Origin of the sequence: Microbacterium sp. UBA7513 (genome assembly GCF_002478345.1) — a bacterium.
Classification (GTDB): domain Bacteria; phylum Actinomycetota; class Actinomycetes; order Actinomycetales; family Microbacteriaceae; genus Microbacterium.
The window spans coordinates 55,008-70,517 of the sequence record NZ_DLNJ01000016.1; the positions used below are offsets into that span (position 1 = coordinate 55,008).

Sequence of the window (15,510 nt, forward strand, 5' to 3'; positions counted from 1 at the left end):
GGGTTCGGGTGATCAGGTGCGGAGGGCCAGGAAGCGCGCCGGCGTGGTCACGAGCATCCGGTGCACGGCGTCGTCGCCCACGGCCTCGCGGAGCCGCGGCAGGTAGCGGTCGCCGAGGTAGGCGAGACCCGGCATGCCGCCGTAGGCGATGTACCGGGTGCGCCGGGCGACGTCGCCCCCGAGCAGGATCCGGTCGCCGACTCCTCGCTCCACCACGGCGACTGTGAGGGCCAGCAGCTCGGCGTCGGAGCGGGTGCGCGGGCGGGCGAAGCCGTCGTACCCGAGGTGGGCACCGCGCTCGGCCAACGCGACGTGCAGACCGGGATCGGGGTCGCGGTCGGCGTGGGCCAGCACGACGCGCTCCGCCGGCACCCCCTCGGCGCCCAGCAGATCGAGGACCTCGTGGGCCGCGGTGCCGAACTCCAGATGCACCATGACAGGGGCTCCGGTCTCCCGGTGCGCCTGAGCCACGGCGACGAGGGTCGTGCGCTCGAACGGACTGAGGCGCCAGTAGTCGGCCCCGCCCTTGAGCATGCCGGCGCGCACCGGCTGCCCATCGGGACCCGCCGCGAGGGGTACCTCGGGCGTCTCGAACACCGCGGCGTCGTCCGCCGGCATCCCCCGCGTGAGGTCGGACACGAACAGGGCGGCGAGGCGGTCGGCGCCCCACACCTGCATCGGATGATCGGCGCCGTAGTGCGCCTCGCGGTGCCGACCCGTCGTGGCGACCACGTGCAGTCCGGTCGCGGCGCTGATGCGGGCGACGGCGGCCGGGTCGCGACCGAGGCCGAACGGGGTGGCGTCGACCATGGCCTCGAAGCCGCTCGCCCGCAGCAGACCGGCCTCCTCGCCGGACGCGGCCTCGTCGTCGAGCTCGTCCCCGACCAGCAGCGGCGACACCTGGAAGAGGTGCTCGTGGTAGTCCACGCGCCCGAGCCGCGACGGGTCGAGATCGCCGAGGACGGTCCGCACGGCGGGCATCAGCGCACCGACTCCGCGGCCTCCGCGAGGCGCTCGACGGTCTCGGGCGTGAGGTCGAGGTCGAACACGTCCGCCACGACCTGCGACCAGCCGTGGATGAAGTACCGCCAGCCGTCGACCACGTGCAGCGCGCGATCGTCCTCCTGGGCTTCGGCCTGGTGCAGGAACTCCAGCGAGCCGCGGTAGTTGAACTCCCACACGTACGCGCCCTCGGGGAACACGACGGCGTCGGTCAGCGGGGAGCCTGGGCGGTCCTTGCCGAGCCCGGTGGCGTTCGCGATGACCGATCCCGCGGGCGCGGCGGCGACCAGGGCGTCGGCCTCCTCCGGTGTCTCGGTGACGACGTAGCGGAGGAGTCCCTCGGGGGTGCCGTGCTGGCGGTGCACCTCGCGGAGGTGGTCGAGCTTGTCCTGCGTGCGCGCGGTGACGGTGATGAGGGCCGGGGCATCCTCCCGCTCGGCGAGGGCCCAGCTCAGCGCGGTGCCCGATCCGCCCGCACCCAGGATCACGACCTCGGCCCCGGTGCGCGCGAAGTGGTCGGCGGGGAGGAAGTCGCGCAGCGCCAGGTCGACCGTGATCGGGTCCTTCGCACGGCCGGACAGCGTGGACCCGCGCTTGGCGATGCTGGAGACCTCGGCGCAGGACACGGCGAACGGGTCGAGCTCGTCGAACAGGTCGGACGCCGCCGCGTACACGTTCATCTTGTGCGTGGTGACCAGCGCGCCGCGGTGGTGCGGGTCGTCGCGGATCTGCTCGACCATGGCGCGGTACTGCGCGGGGTCGGCATCCATCGGCAGGTCGTGGCCGACGAGGGTCCGGGTGGGGAGGCCGAGGATGTCGGCCCACAGCGGGAACGCCTTCATGATCGACGACGAGGCGGTGGTGACGCCGACGAAGCCCATGTAGTCGGCGGTGGCGGGGGCGGACGTCGCGGCGGTGGTCATCGGTTCTCCTCGGGGGCGGACGCGGGGACGGGGACGAGGTGGGCGGGGTCGGCGCCGCGGAGGACGGCGATCACGTCGTCGAGGGACAGCGCCCCCATGTTGTCGACGGCCTGGGTGGTCTGGGCGCCGAGGTGCGGGGTGACGATGACACGGTCGGCGAGGTCCGCGGCGAGCAGGGGGCTGTCGTGCGCGGCGGTGTCGCCGTCGAGCGTGTCGGCCGCGTACCCGGCGAGGATGCCGTCGCGGAGCGCGTCGGCCACGGCCTGCTCGTCCACGAGGTCGCCGCGGGCGGTGTTGACGAGCACGGTCCCCGGTCGCATCCCGGAGAGGCGGTCGGCGTCGACGAGCTGCTGCCCGCCGGGGGCGTGCAGGGTGATCACATCGGCGGTGCGGAACAGGTCGTCGAGGTCGACGGGTTCGGCGCTGCGGTCCCGCACGAGGTCGGCGGGCAGGAACGGGTCGGAGGCGAGCAGCCGCGGACCGAACCCGCCCAGTCGCCGCGCGACCCCCTGGCCGATCCGCCCGAAGCCGACGATGCCGACGGTCGCGGCCCCGAGCTCCCGCCCGCGGCGCACACTCCAGTCGCCGTTCCGCACGCGGCGGTCGCCGTCCGGGATGGTGCGCAGGGCGGCGAGCATGAGGCCGACCGCGTGGTCGGCGACCGCATCCGCGTTCGCGCCCGGGGTGTTCGTGACCGGGATGCCGCGGTCGCGCGCCGCCGTGAGGTCCACCGCCTCCGTGCCGACCCCGTAGCGCGCCACGACCTTGAGCTTCGGGCCGGCAGCGAGGTGCGCGTCGGTGACCGGTCCGGTGCCGGCGATCCAGGCGTCGGCGCCGTGCAGCAGCACGCCCAGCTCGTCGAGGTCGTGGTGGGCCGGCCCGCGGAGGATGCGGTGTCCGGCCTGCGCGGCGCGTCCGACCAGGTCGAGGTCGCCGTCCGAGAAGGAGCGGCTCGTGACGAGGATGACGCCCATCAGCGGGGCCTTCCCGCGAACCACGGCGCGAGCGCCGTGTACGCGTCGATGAAGCGGGCGTGGCGCTCGGCGTAGACCGCATGCCGGGACGGATCGGGCGTGAACTCGGCGGTGACCTCGCTGAGCGCCCGGGCGGCAGAGAAGTCGGTGAGACCGAGGCCGACGGCTCCCGTGACCGCGGCACCGAGGCTGTTCGCCTCCTCCACGATCGTGCGGCGTCGCACCGGCACGCCCCACACGTCGGCGAGGACGGCGAGGTAGACGTCGCTCTGCGCCCCGCCGCCGACGGCGTCGATGCGGTCGATCGTCGCGCCGGCCTCCCGGAACGCCTGGATGCAGGTGAGGAGGTTGAACGCCGTCCCCTCCAGGACCGCGCGCACGAGGTGGGCCCGCCCGTGGTGGCGGGCGAGGCCGACGAAGGCCCCGCGCGCATCCGGGTCCCACAGCGGGGAGCGCTCGCCGAGCAGGTAGGGGAGGAAGTAGAGGTCGTCGGTGTCGATGTCGCTCGCGGCCTCGGCGACGAGGCGCCCCGTCTCGGGGTGCGCGGGGTCGACGGAGAGGGCTTCGGCGATCCACTGCACCGAGGCGCCGCCGGCCTGCATGGTCGCGGTCGGCACGAAGGACGCGGGGACGACGTTGTCGAACGTGAAGGTCCGCATCGCGGGGTCGTGCAGCGGGGCGTCCGCCGCGAAGGAGATCCACGAGGAGGTGCCGAGGCACACGTAGGCGCCGTCCTCCGGGGCCACGACGCCGGAGCCGACCGCGGCGAGCGGTCCGTCGCCCCCGCCCATCACGACCTGGACGCCCGTGTGCAGTCCGAGCGCCTCGGCCGCGGCGGGCGTGAGCGGTCCCGCGATCTGCGTCGACTCCAGGATCTCGGGGAACAGGGCGGGGTCCAGCCGCGCCGCGGCGAGGATCTCCGGGGACCACGTGCCCGCGACCTGGTCGTAGGCGTTGGTGCCGGACGCGTCCGAGCGGTCCGTGGCGAGCCGCCCGGTCAGCCGCAGCACGATGAAATCCTTGGCGACGCACACCCGGCGCACGCGCTCCCACACCTCGGGTTCGTTGTCGCGCACCCACATGATCTTCTCGATCGAGTAGGTGGGGTTCAGACGGTGGCCGAGGATCCCGTAGGCGCGCTCGGCGCCGACCGCCGCCTCGAGCTCGCGCTGCTGGACGCCGGCGCGGGTGTCGGCCCAGATGATGGCGGGTCGTGCGGGCTCGCCGTCGGCGTCGAGCAGCACGGCGCCCATCATCTGTCCGCTGACCACGAGGCCGGCGACCTCCGCAGCGGCGGTGCCGGTGCGCGAGAGGAGGTCGCGGGTCGCCGTGACGACCGCGTGCCACCAGTCGGCCGGGTCCTGCTCAGCGACGCCGCCCGCCGCGAAGTGGGCCGGGTAGGGCACGGTGACCGCGGCGATCAGGCGGCCGTCGTCGTGGTGCAGGGACGCCTTGTTCCCGGTGGTACCGAGGTCGTGGGCGATGATCATGGCCGGAGCCTATTCCGCGTAGGGGCGGAGGTCGACGCCGGACTCCGCGCGGAACGCCCGCGAGCCCATGCCGTGCTCCAGCACCCAGCCGTAGTCGTGGCCGGCGCCGCCGGGGTACACGGCGAGGAAGGAGTACGGCTCGTCCCCCGTGTTCACAGAGCGGTGCGCCCAGCCCGGCGGGATGTAGCCGATGGTGCCCGGGAGCATGTCGAGCCATTCGGTGCGCTCGCCGTCGAACATGAGCAGCCCGCCGCGGCCGTGCAGCGCGAGGTAGATCTCGCCCTGGTGGTCGGGGTGCTGGTGGCCCTTGGTCATCCAGAGCTCGCCGCCCGTGTCGCCGGGCATGATCGTGGTGATCGACTGCGGCAGCTCCCGCTCGATCTCGGGGACCGGGGAGCTGACGACCGTGTAGACGATCGGGTCGTCGCCCGCGGCGGCGGTCGCCCACGCGTCGTGGTCGCGGAACAGGCCCTCGAGGTCGGACATCCGCCGGGTCAGCGTGGGGCCTTCGGGGGAGAGGGTCAGCTTCTCGGCGTCGAAGGCGATCGCCATCGGGGAGATCGGCGGGGTCTGGTACTCGGGCATCCATGCTCCTCGAAACGGGTGCTGCGTCGTCGCGCAACCTGTAATGACAAGCTCACTGTACCTGTTATGACAGGTTGCGTCCAGTGCTCTCCTGCGCGGAGGAGGACGCGCGCGCGACGGCCATCAGCCGGCGAGCACGCGCTCCAGGTGCGCGCGCCCGCCGCGGATGGCGCTCGCCGTCACCTCCGCCGACCCCGGGTACTCGGCGTGACCGGCGGGAAGCACTGCCAGGTCGAGGGCGCGGGCCCCGGCGGCGACCGCGAACTGCCCCTGCGGCGGCACGTACTGGTCCCACAGGGCCGCCTCCACGCGGACCGGCACCTCCGTGAACCCGATCGCGGTGGAGGAGTCGAACCAGCGCAGCACTTCGCGGGCCTCGGGGTGGCGCTGCACGTGCTGACGCACGGTCTCCCCGCTCCCCAGGCAGGGCACCGCCAGCCGCTCGTCGTACTGGCCGAAGCTCGGCACGATGAGGGTGGCCCCCACGAACCGGTCGTCCCACGGCAGGGCGAGCGCGCCGATGCCGCCGCCGAAGCTCTCTCCGACGTAGTAGAGAGGAAACGCCCCGACGACCGAGACGAGGACGTCGGCCGCCAGCCACAGGTCACGCGCGCAGAGGCCGAGCACGTAGCGCTCCGGATCGTCGATGCCCGCGAGCACGTGTTCCGGGGTCGGCTCGGGTGCACCCACACCGGCGTTCAGCACGCCGAGCCCGCGGGCGACGGGATAGATCGCCGCGACGTCGTCCGGCACCCGGGCGAGATCGACCGCCTCCCGACCTCCGTAGCCGTGCCCGTGCACGACCCCGGCGCGGGGAGGGCCGTCGAGGGGCTCGACCACCCAGGCCCGCAGCCGTACACCGTCGACGCCGGCATGCTCGACGACGGACACCCGGCGTCCCTGCTCCTCGGAGGTGGAGAGGACGACGGGGGCGGCGTCCATCGCGGCCGCCTCGCGCCGCCAGCGCCGCCAGCGGTCGGCGAACCCGGGCGGCGCGGGTACCGGGCGGACAGTGCGGAGGTCGGCTTCGGTCCGCCCATAGCTGCCGTCGAACGCGGCATCGGGGAACCAGGTGGCGTAGGGCTCGGGGAAGGTCATGCGGGCTGAGGGATCCTGTTCCGGGAGTGGGACGGGCGGGGGTGCGTGGCAGACTGGAGGCTCCATCGGAAGGAGACCGCGTGCTGGTCACGGAACGCCGCGAGCGCATCCTCGCCCTGACCCGCGATCGCGGTACCGCCTCCATCGGCGAGCTCGCGGCCACGCTGCAGGTGAGCGAGATGACCGTGCGGCGCGACATCGACCAGCTGGCCGAGGAGGGCGCGGTCGAGCGCATCCGCGGCGGCGTGCGGGCGCGGGGCCTCCAACGTCTGGTTCCGGCTCCGGCGGCCTCGGCCGAACGGCGGGCGATCGTCGCGGCGGCCTCGGACCTCGTGGAGCCCGGCATGGCGGTCGGCATCTCCGGCGGACCCACGGCCCTGGCGCTCGCACGGGAGCTCGTGCGCGTTCCCGAGCTCACGATCGTCACGAACGCCCTGCCGGTCTCCGACCTGTTCTCGCCACCGGACCGCGCCGACGCCCCGTACACGCAGACGGTCGTGCTCACCGGGGGCGTGCGCACGCCCTCTCAGGCCCTCGTCGGGCCGGTCGCGGTCCGCGCCCTGGAGCACCTGCACTGCGACCTCGTGTTCCTCGACGCTCACGGCCTCGACGAGCAGGCCGGCATCACGACCATGAACCTGCTGGAGGCCGAGACCAACCGGGCGCTCATGGCTGCGGGGCGTGAGGTCGTCGTCCTCGCGGAGCACACCCGCTGGGGCGTGGTCGGGCTCACGACCGTCGCCGATCTCAGCGACATCGACCGCCTGGTCACCGACGACGGCCTCGACGACGGCGCGCGGGAGCTGCTCGCGGCCCACGTCGGCACCCTGCACGTCGCGCCGCGGGACGGCGGCGACGAGCGTGCTCTCGCGACGGCCCTCGCGGACTGAGTCCGCCGCCGTCATCGGGCCGTGCTCGCCCGCGGGATCAGCCGGGCGCCGACCGTCACATGCCGCACCGGCAGATCCGCCCCCGGCGGCGCGGCGATCTGCCGTTCGAGCTCCGTGAACGCCGCGTCCACGAGGCGGGCGTGGTCGGGGGCGATGGTGCTGAGGGCGGGCACGGCGAAGCGCGCGGCCCGGATGTCGTCGATGCCGACGACGGCGACGTCGCCCGGCACGCTCCGCCCCTGGGCCTGGAGAGCGGCCAGCGCACCGAGGGCGACCGAGTCGTTCGAGCAGACGATGCCGTCGAGATCGGGGATCGCGGTGGCCATGGCGCCCGCCACGCGCTCACCCTCCTCCGCCGTGAAGGCGTCGACCTGCGCGGTGAGCGCGGGGTCAGCCGGGATGCCGGCGGCCGCCAGGGCCTCCAGATACCCCGCATGCCGGCGGTCGGCGGCGTCCGAGGGGCGGGCGTCGCGGCGTCCGACGAAGCCGATGCGACGGCACCCCACCGCCACCAGATGCTCGGTGGCGGTGTAGGCGGCGGCGCGGTTGTCGATCGTGACGTGCGTGAACGGGCTCACCTGGATGTGCTCGCCCAGCAGCACGAGCGGCCCGGGGGAGGTGCGGCGCGTGAGGTCGGCGACCGTGAGCGAGCGCGGGATGTGGATGAGCCCGTCGATGGGCGGCAGGCCGACGCCGTTGGCGACGTCGATCTCGCGGCCGTGATCGCCCTCGGTCTGCACGATGAGCACCGCCAGGCCCCGATCGTCGGCGCCGCGGACGATGCGCGAGCCGAGCTCCGCGAAGTACGGCTCCTCCAGATGCGGCACCGCGAGCGCGATGAGTCCCGTGCGGGTGGCGCGCGCGACGGGGAGCACGCGGCCGCCGGGCGAGGTGGTCACCTGCGGCCTCCTGGAGGGACGACGGTCTCCGCCGGGTCGACGGATGCCCTTCACGTTAGCGCCCTCCGTCACGATTGCACTCGGAACGCGATCACGCGTGCCTCCGCGACGCCGTTCGTCCGCTCCACCACGAGGCGGGCGGCCGTGAGGGCGCCGAGGTCGTCCGGCAGCGGATGCACCCGCAGGCGATGGCGGTTGTCCCGCTCCTCCGCCACGGTGCGCCACTCCTCGGAACCCGCCTGCTGCACCTCGACCCGGTAGTCGCGGACGAGCTGGGGCAGCACCTCGTCGGGGCTCCGGTGGTGATGCAGGGTGTTGAGCTCGAGGTCCACGTCGTCGTCGAACACCAGGCGGATCTCGGAGGCCGTGACCGGCTGCTCCCAGTCCAGGCGCAACCACTGCGGGCCCTCGGCCTCCGGGGCGGACGCCCACAGGTGCGGTCCGCCGAACGGGCGGTTGTACCCGGAGACGGCGCGCTCCGGGGCGACGGCCTCGGAGTCCGGGCTCGTGCGGAACGCGGGCACGCGTCCGCGCAGCGGCTTGGTCGGCCACTGCACGAGGAGGCCGTCGCGGTCGACCTGCACGTTCCGGTCGTCGTTGTCGACCCGGTGCACGAGGGTGAGCACCCCTGGTGGGAGCTCGGTGGCGAGCTGCACCTGCACCTGCGGGTTCGCGCGGAGCACGATGATCGCGTTCTGCGGGTCTTCCGGGGCGAAAGGCGTCTCCGCCCGCACCCAGGACGGACCCCCGGCGGGGACGTCGATCACGGTGCGGTGCTCGAGCACCGCGGGCACGATGTTCTGCGGACGGCCGGTGGACCAGACCTCCACCGTGACCTGCGTGTCGGCCTCGGCGCTGAGCAGCAGCTCGGTCGTGTCGAGGCGCGGGTGCACGGGGACGACGATGCCGAGGTCGTCCGTCAGGGCGTGCGGGGTCGCCGCGGCCACGGTGCTCTCCGGGGTGCCGATCGTGCGCAGGGTGCTCGATGCGGTGACGGCAGCGGCGCGGGCGCGGTCGGCGGCGTCCTCGTTCGCGACGCCGATGAGGGAGGCGTCGGCGCGGAGCAGCGTCTGGCGGAGTTCCGCACGATGGTGCTCGTACAGCTCGCGGGGCGTGGCGTCGTGCGCGTAGCAGAGGGCGGCGGCGGTGCCCGCGGCCTCGCCCATCGCCGCGCACGTGGCCATCACCCTGGCGGCACCGAAGGCGATGTGCGTGGCCGAGATGTCGCGGCCCGCCATGAGCAGGTTGTCGACGTTGACGGAGTACAGCGAGCGGAACGGGATTTCGAAGACGCCGTCCGAGAAGCGCTGCACCGCGCCCGCCCCCGTCGCGTACATGCCCTCGGCGGGGTGGAGGTCGATGGACCAGCCGCCGAACGCGACGCCGTCGTCGAACGACGTCTGCTCCAGGATGTCCTGCTGACGCAGCGTGTAGTCGCCGATGAAGCGACGGTACTCGCGCTTGCCGGGGATGTTGCCGATCCACTCCAGGGTCAGGTTGTCGGCGTCGAACTCGCCGGAGTTCTTGATGTGGTCCCAGATGCCGAGGATCACCGACCGCAGCTCGTCGCGGATCGCCTCGTTGTCGTCGACGATGTCGAGCGTGCCGCCCCACTCGATCCACCAGTAGTGCGCGCCGCTGTCGCCGCTGCGGATGATGCGCGACGAGGGGATCGGGGTGGTCGAGATGTCCTTCGCGCTCTCCGGCGCGACGTACTTCACCGGGTGCCCGAGATCCTTCGTGTAGAAGAGGAGCGTCGAGCCGAGGAACTCGCGCACGGGCTGCTCGGGCGCCCAGTCCTCGCCGAACTCGCTGCGGCTCTCCTTGCCCAGCCGGTGCCGGGCGCCGACGAGCCGTCCGACCAGGCCGTCCCCCGTGCAGTCGAGGAAGAGCGGCCCGCGGAAGACGGTGCGGATCTCCGAGCCCATCGTCCAGCCGGTGACCGACCGGACCCGACGGGCGTCGTCGGGGCCGGTGGCCTCGGCTTCGAGCACCTCCGTGTTGAGGAACAGCGTGAGGTTGGGCTCGCGGCGCACGATGTCGAGCACCACGTCGTCCCAGTACACGGGGTTGCCCTCGGGGTTGCGGAACTGGTTCTCCCGGTACATCTCGCCGATGATCCCGGTCTCCCGCGCCCACCGCTGGTTGCCGTGGGCGGTCGCTCCGCACACCCAGACCCTCACCTCCGAGGAGGAGTTGCCGCCGAGCACCGGCCGGTTGTTGATCAGCACGGTACGTCGGCCGAGGCGGGCCGCCGCGACGGCGGCGCTCACTCCGGCGAGGCCGCCGCCGACGACGATGATGTCGGCTTCGACGGTCTGGGTGCGCATGGGGATGGGTTCCTTTCGGGTGGGGTGGTGATGCCGCTCAGCGTGCGGCGATCGCTTCGATCTCGTAGACGCGGGCGACGTCGGTGGCGGAGTCGGACGGGTCGGTGATGACGAGGCGCACGGCATCGGCCGTCCGCCCCTGGGCGTCGACCACGACCGTCGTCTGGGTGTTGCCGGTGACGGTGCCGACCGTGACCCAGCCGCTCGCGGTGCGCAGCTGGACGGTGAAGTCGCGCAGCACGGACGTCTGCGGCAGCCCGACCGTGTAGCCGCTGCGCACCCGGACGACGTCCAGCGGCGTGGCCTCGTCCCACTCGACGGTGATGGTCGGCTGGGTGTCCTCGGTCGCCGAGATCCACCGGCTCGCGTCGGTGCAGCCGCCGTCGATCGCCTTCTCCGGGCCGGTGTCGGCGCGGAGCTGGGACGAGGCGGTCGCGGTGCCGCCGAGCGCCAGGTTCTCGCCGTCGGCGTCGCCGCGGAGGGAGGCGACGATGGCGGGGAGGGTGGTCGCCCCCGGCTGCCCGTCGCGCGGGACCTCGGCGTGCCGGAGCGTCCCTCCGCCGGGAACAGCGGGGGCGCTGAGGTAGACGACGTCGGTGCCGTCGGTGCGGGTGGCCGCGCGGAGGCGCTGCTGGCCCACGACCGGATCGCCCACGGTGTCGGCAGTCCATCCGGAGGCCCCGGCGGTCAGCAGCACCGTCTGACTGCGGGTGATGCCGCAGTCCTGCACCGACACCACGGCGTAGACGCGGGTCTCTCCGCCGGCGGTGGTGGTGTCGAGGGCGGCGATGGTCTGCACGCCACCACCCAGGGCGTCCGTGTCGAGCAGGGTCTCGCTCGTCCAGGCGGAGCCGGTCCAGGTCGCCCACCGCACGTCGAAGGCGTTCTCGGTCTCGTCCGCGTACCGGTAGGTCACGCCCACGAGCTCGCCGTCGGCGAGGGCCATCTTCGCGGTCTGCACCGCCGGCACGGCGTCGCCGATGGTCTCGCCGGGCTCGTAGCCGCGCCACACGACGGCGCCGGGGGTGTCCGGGCGGATCGGGGTCGGCAGCGCCTGCCCGGCGACGTCGCGGAAGCCGCCCGCGGCCGGGTCGTACACCGCGTAGGAGCCGAGGTGGCGGTAGGGATCGGCGGGCCACGGGCCCCACTCCCACAGCACGTGGACCTTGCCGCTCGCGTCGACCTCGAGGTCGTCGGGATAGAAGGAGTGGTTCACGGCGGCGGCGATCGTCGTCTCGCGGGTCCACGTCCCGGCCGCGGGGTCGTAGTGGTACAGCACCCCGTCGCGGCGAGCCTGCGGGTCGGCGCCGATGCGCACCATGAGCCAGATGTCGCCGTCGGCGCCCTGCGCCGTGACCGGGTAGGAGACCGCGGCCCCGGCGTCGGGCATCTCGGCGCTCACGTCGACGAGTGAGGTCGCGTCATAGGGCACGGTGGAGCGGAAGTACTTCCAGGGCTCGTGGTGCATCGAGACGAACGCGTGGATGTACCCGTCGCCGTCGATCGCGATGGACGGCTGGTTGTGGCCGTTGTCGTCGAGGTACTCCGCGCAGGCCCCGGTGGCCAGTCGCAGGCAGCCCGAGGTCCACGTGCCGTCGGCGGCGCGGACGGCCAGGTTCACCTGGTGCTTCGCGGCCACCGAGCCGGGCACGTTGTAGGCGAAGTACGTCTCATCGCCGTCGACGACGATCGGGTTCCACCAGCCGGACTGGTTGGAGCTGTCGACCGTGACGGGCACGGTCTCGACGTCGGGGGTCGCGGCGGCCGCCGGAGCGGGCACAGCGAGGACGAGTGCGGTGAGGGCGGCGGCAGCAGTGGCGCCGGCCTTCCAGCGGAGGGTCATGGCGATGCTCCTCAGCCCAGCAGCTTCTGCGCCTGGTCGCCGGCCTGCGCCATCGCGTCCTTGGCGCTCTGCTGACCGACGAGGACGGCCTGCACGCGGTCGGCGATCACGGTCTCGATCTGGGCGTACTGCGGGTACTGCCAGAAGGGGTTGGTGGTGGCGGTCGCCGTGATCTTCTCGGCGAAGCGGGCCCCGAACGCGTCGGACGCCACCTCCTTCGAGGCCTGCGCCTCCTCGGTCACGGGCGGCAGGCCGCGCAGCTCGTAGTCGCCGAGCACTGCCTTCAGGTCGCTCGTGGCCCACTGGCCGAAGTCTGCGGCCGTGCGGGTGCTGTCGCCGGAGCCGCCGCCGACGATGGCGATGGCGCCACCCCAGACGAGGGCGCGCGGGGTGTCGCCCTTTTTCAGCACCGGGCGGGACTCGGGCACGAGCTTGGAGGCGAGGTCGGGATCCGGCGAGTCCTTCGTGACGGACGCGCGACCGACGGGGGCGTCGTCGTAGATGGCGGCGCGGCCCTGGGAGAACAGGGAGCGGGCGTCGAAGCGGTCGACGTCGGCGGCGATGAGTCCCTGGTCGTACAGCGACTTGTACCAGGTGACTGCCTCGATGCTGGCGTCGTCGCCGATCGTGACCTTCCCGTCCTTGACGAGGTCGCTGCCGAACGTCTGCATCCAGATGAGGACGTCCTTGAGCTGGGCGGCCTTGGTCGAGGCGGCGTAGGGGATGAGGCCGCCGCCGAGGGCCTTGAGCTTCTTCAGCGCCGCCTCGAAGTCGTCGACGGTGGTGGGGAACGTGGAGATCCCCGCCTTCTTCAGCAGCTCGGAGTTGGTGATGAGGCCGATCGCGCCGATGGTCCACGGGAACGCGTACTGCTTCCCGTCGAGCTGGGTCGCGTCCAGGCTCGACGCGGTGTAGCCGCGTCCCTTCGTGAGCGCCGAGACGTCCTCCAGCTTGCCGAGCGCGGCCAGCGAGGCGAGCCAGGCGACGTCGACGTGCGCGGCGCCCGTGAACTGTCCGCCGCGCACCTGGAGCATGAGCTGCTTGAAGTACTCGTTGTAGGGGAAGGAGACCTCGGTGATGCCGACGTCGTTGGTCTTCTTGTAGCCGTCGAGCAGCGCGCGGGTGGCCGGCGCGGCGGCCTCCTCGGTGAGCGACCAGCTGGAGAAGGAGAAGTCGGTCGCGGTGAAGTCGCCCGCGCCGAGCCCGGCGCCGGGGGTGGAGGACGGACTGCCGCTGCCGCCGCCGCTCGGCATGCAACCGGCGAGGAGGAGGCCGGCGGCGCCGAGCCCGGCGAACTGCAGGAGCTGGCGACGGGAGACGGTGGTGTTCTCGGACATGGGGGTGCTCTCTCTTCTTCGAGGGACTGCGGATGAGGGGGTGGTGCGGGTCAGCCCTTGACCGCGCCGGCGGTGAGCCCGCCGACGAGGAAGCGCTGCAGGGCGATGAACGCGATGGCCACGGGGAGCGAGACCACGAGCGAAGCCGCCATGAGCTCGGGCCAGGCGGTGGACGCCTCCCCGATGAACGTGTTGACGAGTCCCGGCGGCAGGGTCTGCTTGTCGGGGCCGGCGAGCGTGAGGGCGAAGATGAAGTCGTTCCAGCCCCGGACGAACGCGAAGAGTCCTGCGGCGATGAGGCCGGGCGCGGCAAGCGGCAGCACGATCGAGTGGATGATGCGCAGGCGGGAGGCGCCGTCGACGCGGGCGGCCTCGATGAGCTCGTCCGGGATCGTGTCGAAGAAGCCCTTCAGCATCCACACGCACAGCGGCAGCGTGAACGTCGTGAACGACAGCACGAGCGCCGTGTAGGTGTTGAGCAGGCCGTAGGCCGAGAACACCGCGTAGAGGGTGATGAGCAGCAGCGCCTGAGGGAACATCTGCGACGCCAGCACGAAGTACATGAGGCTGCGGCGGCCGCGGTAGCGGAACTTCGAGAACGCGTAGCCCATGTACGCCGACACCAGCACCGAGAGGATCGCGGTGATGACGGAGACCACGATGCTGTTGCGGAGGTAGCCGAACAGGGCCGGGTTGTTCGCGAGGGCGGCATAGGCCTCGAACGTGATCTCGGTGGGGAACAGCTTCGGCGGGTAGCTGAACACCTCGGTGCGCGGGGTCAGCGAGGTCGCGAGCAGCCAGTACACGGGCAGCAGGGCGAACCCGCCGAACACGACGACGGCGATCCAGGCGCTCACGGTGGAGGCACGGCGGTCGGCGCGGTGGCGCCGACGGCGGGGCGCGGCGGGCGGGGCGGAGACGGCGGCCACCGTCTCCTCGGTCAGCACGGCGGTCATCGCTTCTCTCCCTTCTCGGACAGGCGGACGTAGACGACGACGAGCGCCATCAGCAGGATCATCCAGAGCAGGCCGATCGCCCCGGCGTGGCCGAGGTCGAAACCGTCGAACGCGGTCTCGTACACCGCGGTCGCGAACGTCTGGGTGGAGCCGGCGGGACCGCCGCCGGTGAGGACGTAGATGATGTCGAAGTGCTGGAAGTTCCAGATGAACTCCAGCAGGATCACGAGGCCGATGATGCCGCTCATCTGCGGGACTGTGATGGAGAAGAAGCGGCGGATGGTGCCGGCGCCGTCGATCTCCGCGGCCTCGTGCAGCTCGATCGGCACGGTCTGCAGGCCCGCGAGGAGCATGACCATCATCCAGGGGAACGACTGCCAGGTCTTCGCGACGATCACGGCGATCATGGCGGTGGTGGGGTTCGCGAGCCATGCCTGGGGGGAGTCGATGAGGCCGACGGTCTCCAGGGCCGCGTTGAGCACGCCGTAGTTGGCGTTGAAGATCCACATCCAGAGGAACGACACGACCACTCCGGGGATCAGCCACGGGATGAGCATGAGGCCGCGGAGCACCTTGGCGCCGCGGATGCGCGTGTTCAGGGCGAGGGCGAGGCCGAAGCCGATCACGAACGGCGCGATGGTCGTGCCGAGGGTGAAGACGAGCGTCTGGGTGAGGAGCGGGAAGAACTCGCCCGTCAGCACGTCGACGATGTTCTGGAAGCCGACGAACTCGCGGCCGGGCTCGACGAGGCTCTGCTTGTAGAACGCGGTGATGAGGGCCGTGATCAGCGGGTACACGACCACGGCGGCGAGGAGCGCGAGGCCGGGAGCCGTGAGGAGGAGCGCGAACATCCCGTCCGAGAGGCGACGGGGCCGGCGACCTGTTCCTATCTGTGAGGAAATGGTCTGTTCTGTCATCTAGGTCATCCTTGGCCTGGGGTGATGTGTCCGCACTCTCGCAGTGCGGTCTCGGGCTTCCTCAGTATTTCCGGCAGATTACAGCGACGTCAACTGGAGAGCGCAATAGTCAGAAAGTGGTGGAAAGTGTTTGTTTTGTGAACTGGTTTCTCGGATGCGAGCCTCGGTACGCGAGGGCCATCGGGATCGGGATGCCGAAGGCGGCGTCGACCAGCGCCGAGCCCGATCAGCCGCGACGCCCTGGCGCCTCGAGGATCCGAAACGAT

General features: G+C 72.3%; 13 protein-coding genes. 1 reads left to right on the plus strand and 12 read right to left on the minus strand.

Annotated features, from left to right (window positions below; genetic code table 11):
* Positions 1 to 12: 12 nt before the first annotated feature.
* From B2W79_RS08685 to B2W79_RS08710, 6 genes are all read right to left on the minus strand, one after another.
* Entirely contained in the window at positions 13 to 981 is a 969-nt protein-coding gene (locus tag B2W79_RS08685; protein ID WP_071329173.1) for a phosphotriesterase family protein, read from the minus strand.
* On the minus strand, positions 981 to 1,925 hold the full coding sequence (locus B2W79_RS08690; RefSeq protein ID WP_292788656.1) for a shikimate dehydrogenase family protein: 945 nt from the start codon (positions 1,923 to 1,925) through the stop codon (positions 981 to 983). Before B2W79_RS08690 ends, B2W79_RS08685 begins: the two co-directional genes overlap by 1 nt.
* Entirely contained in the window at positions 1,922 to 2,899 is a 978-nt protein-coding gene (locus tag B2W79_RS08695) for a phosphoglycerate dehydrogenase (protein ID WP_292788658.1), read from the minus strand. The genes B2W79_RS08690 and B2W79_RS08695 overlap by 4 nt, the downstream gene beginning before the upstream one ends.
* On the minus strand, positions 2,899 to 4,389 hold the full coding sequence (gene xylB, locus B2W79_RS08700; protein ID WP_292788660.1) for a xylulokinase: 1,491 nt from the start codon (positions 4,387 to 4,389) through the stop codon (positions 2,899 to 2,901). The genes B2W79_RS08695 and xylB overlap by 1 nt, the downstream gene beginning before the upstream one ends.
* Positions 4,390 to 4,398: 9 nt before the next feature.
* Complete coding sequence (locus tag B2W79_RS08705) at positions 4,399 to 4,974, minus strand: glucose-6-phosphate isomerase family protein (RefSeq protein WP_292788662.1); 576 nt, start codon at positions 4,972 to 4,974, stop codon at positions 4,399 to 4,401.
* A 123-nt stretch (positions 4,975 to 5,097) separates the two neighbouring features.
* Positions 5,098 to 6,072: an acetylxylan esterase gene (locus B2W79_RS08710; RefSeq protein ID WP_292788664.1), complete on the minus strand. Its 975-nt coding sequence runs from the start codon at positions 6,070 to 6,072 to the stop codon at positions 5,098 to 5,100.
* A gap of 80 nt (positions 6,073 to 6,152) precedes the next feature.
* Here B2W79_RS08710 and B2W79_RS08715 point away from each other — a divergent pair, with 80 nt between their 5' ends.
* Positions 6,153 to 6,962 carry a DeoR/GlpR family DNA-binding transcription regulator gene (locus tag B2W79_RS08715; protein ID WP_071329168.1) on the plus strand — a complete coding sequence of 270 codons (810 nt, stop codon included), beginning with the start codon at positions 6,153 to 6,155 and terminating at the stop codon, positions 6,960 to 6,962.
* A gap of 11 nt (positions 6,963 to 6,973) precedes the next feature.
* Here B2W79_RS08715 and B2W79_RS08720 read toward each other — a convergent pair whose 3' ends face one another.
* The 6 genes from B2W79_RS08720 to B2W79_RS08745 all read right to left on the minus strand — a co-directional run bounded on the left by B2W79_RS08720 (position 6,974) and on the right by B2W79_RS08745 (position 15,178).
* Positions 6,974 to 7,861 (minus strand): LacI family DNA-binding transcriptional regulator, encoded by an 888-nt coding sequence (locus tag B2W79_RS08720; protein WP_256209446.1) that lies wholly within the window; start codon positions 7,859 to 7,861, stop codon positions 6,974 to 6,976.
* 68 nt (positions 7,862 to 7,929) lie between these two features.
* Entirely contained in the window at positions 7,930 to 10,191 is a 2,262-nt protein-coding gene (locus B2W79_RS08725) for an FAD-dependent oxidoreductase (protein ID WP_292788666.1), read from the minus strand.
* Between the two features lie 37 nt (positions 10,192 to 10,228).
* Positions 10,229 to 12,034 (minus strand): BNR-4 repeat-containing protein, encoded by a 1,806-nt coding sequence (locus tag B2W79_RS08730; RefSeq protein ID WP_292788668.1) that lies wholly within the window; start codon positions 12,032 to 12,034, stop codon positions 10,229 to 10,231.
* An 11-nt stretch (positions 12,035 to 12,045) separates the two neighbouring features.
* The gene (locus tag B2W79_RS08735; protein ID WP_071329165.1) at positions 12,046 to 13,371 is read right to left on the minus strand and encodes an extracellular solute-binding protein; all 1,326 of its coding nucleotides are present in this window, start codon (positions 13,369 to 13,371) and stop codon (positions 12,046 to 12,048) included.
* Between the two features lie 50 nt (positions 13,372 to 13,421).
* A complete protein-coding gene (locus tag B2W79_RS08740; protein WP_025105392.1) occupies positions 13,422 to 14,327 on the minus strand; it encodes a carbohydrate ABC transporter permease in 906 nt (301 codons plus the stop codon).
* Positions 14,324 to 15,178, minus strand: coding sequence for a carbohydrate ABC transporter permease (locus B2W79_RS08745; RefSeq protein WP_174235390.1), 855 nt, complete (start codon positions 15,176 to 15,178; stop codon positions 14,324 to 14,326). Before B2W79_RS08745 ends, B2W79_RS08740 begins: the two co-directional genes overlap by 4 nt.
* Positions 15,179 to 15,510 lie beyond the last annotated feature (332 nt).

Coding starts and splice junctions, on each gene's coding strand:
- xylB (WP_292788660.1), bottom strand. CDS start 4,389: ATGATCATCGCCCACGACCTCGGTACCACCGGGAACAAGGCGTCCCTG.
- B2W79_RS08695 (WP_292788658.1), bottom strand. CDS start 2,899: ATGGGCGTCATCCTCGTCACGAGCCGCTCCTTCTCGGACGGCGACCTC.
- B2W79_RS08745 (WP_174235390.1), bottom strand. CDS start 15,178: ATGTTCGCGCTCCTCCTCACGGCTCCCGGCCTCGCGCTCCTCGCCGCC.
- B2W79_RS08735 (WP_071329165.1), bottom strand. CDS start 13,371: ATGTCCGAGAACACCACCGTCTCCCGTCGCCAGCTCCTGCAGTTCGCC.
- B2W79_RS08730 (WP_292788668.1), bottom strand. CDS start 12,034: ATGACCCTCCGCTGGAAGGCCGGCGCCACTGCTGCCGCCGCCCTCACC.
- B2W79_RS08705 (WP_292788662.1), bottom strand. CDS start 4,974: ATGCCCGAGTACCAGACCCCGCCGATCTCCCCGATGGCGATCGCCTTC.
- B2W79_RS08690 (WP_292788656.1), bottom strand. CDS start 1,925: ATGACCACCGCCGCGACGTCCGCCCCCGCCACCGCCGACTACATGGGC.
- B2W79_RS08740 (WP_025105392.1), bottom strand. CDS start 14,327: ATGACCGCCGTGCTGACCGAGGAGACGGTGGCCGCCGTCTCCGCCCCG.
- B2W79_RS08710 (WP_292788664.1), bottom strand. CDS start 6,072: ATGACCTTCCCCGAGCCCTACGCCACCTGGTTCCCCGATGCCGCGTTC.
- B2W79_RS08685 (WP_071329173.1), bottom strand. CDS start 981: ATGCCCGCCGTGCGGACCGTCCTCGGCGATCTCGACCCGTCGCGGCTC.
- B2W79_RS08725 (WP_292788666.1), bottom strand. CDS start 10,191: ATGCGCACCCAGACCGTCGAAGCCGACATCATCGTCGTCGGCGGCGGC.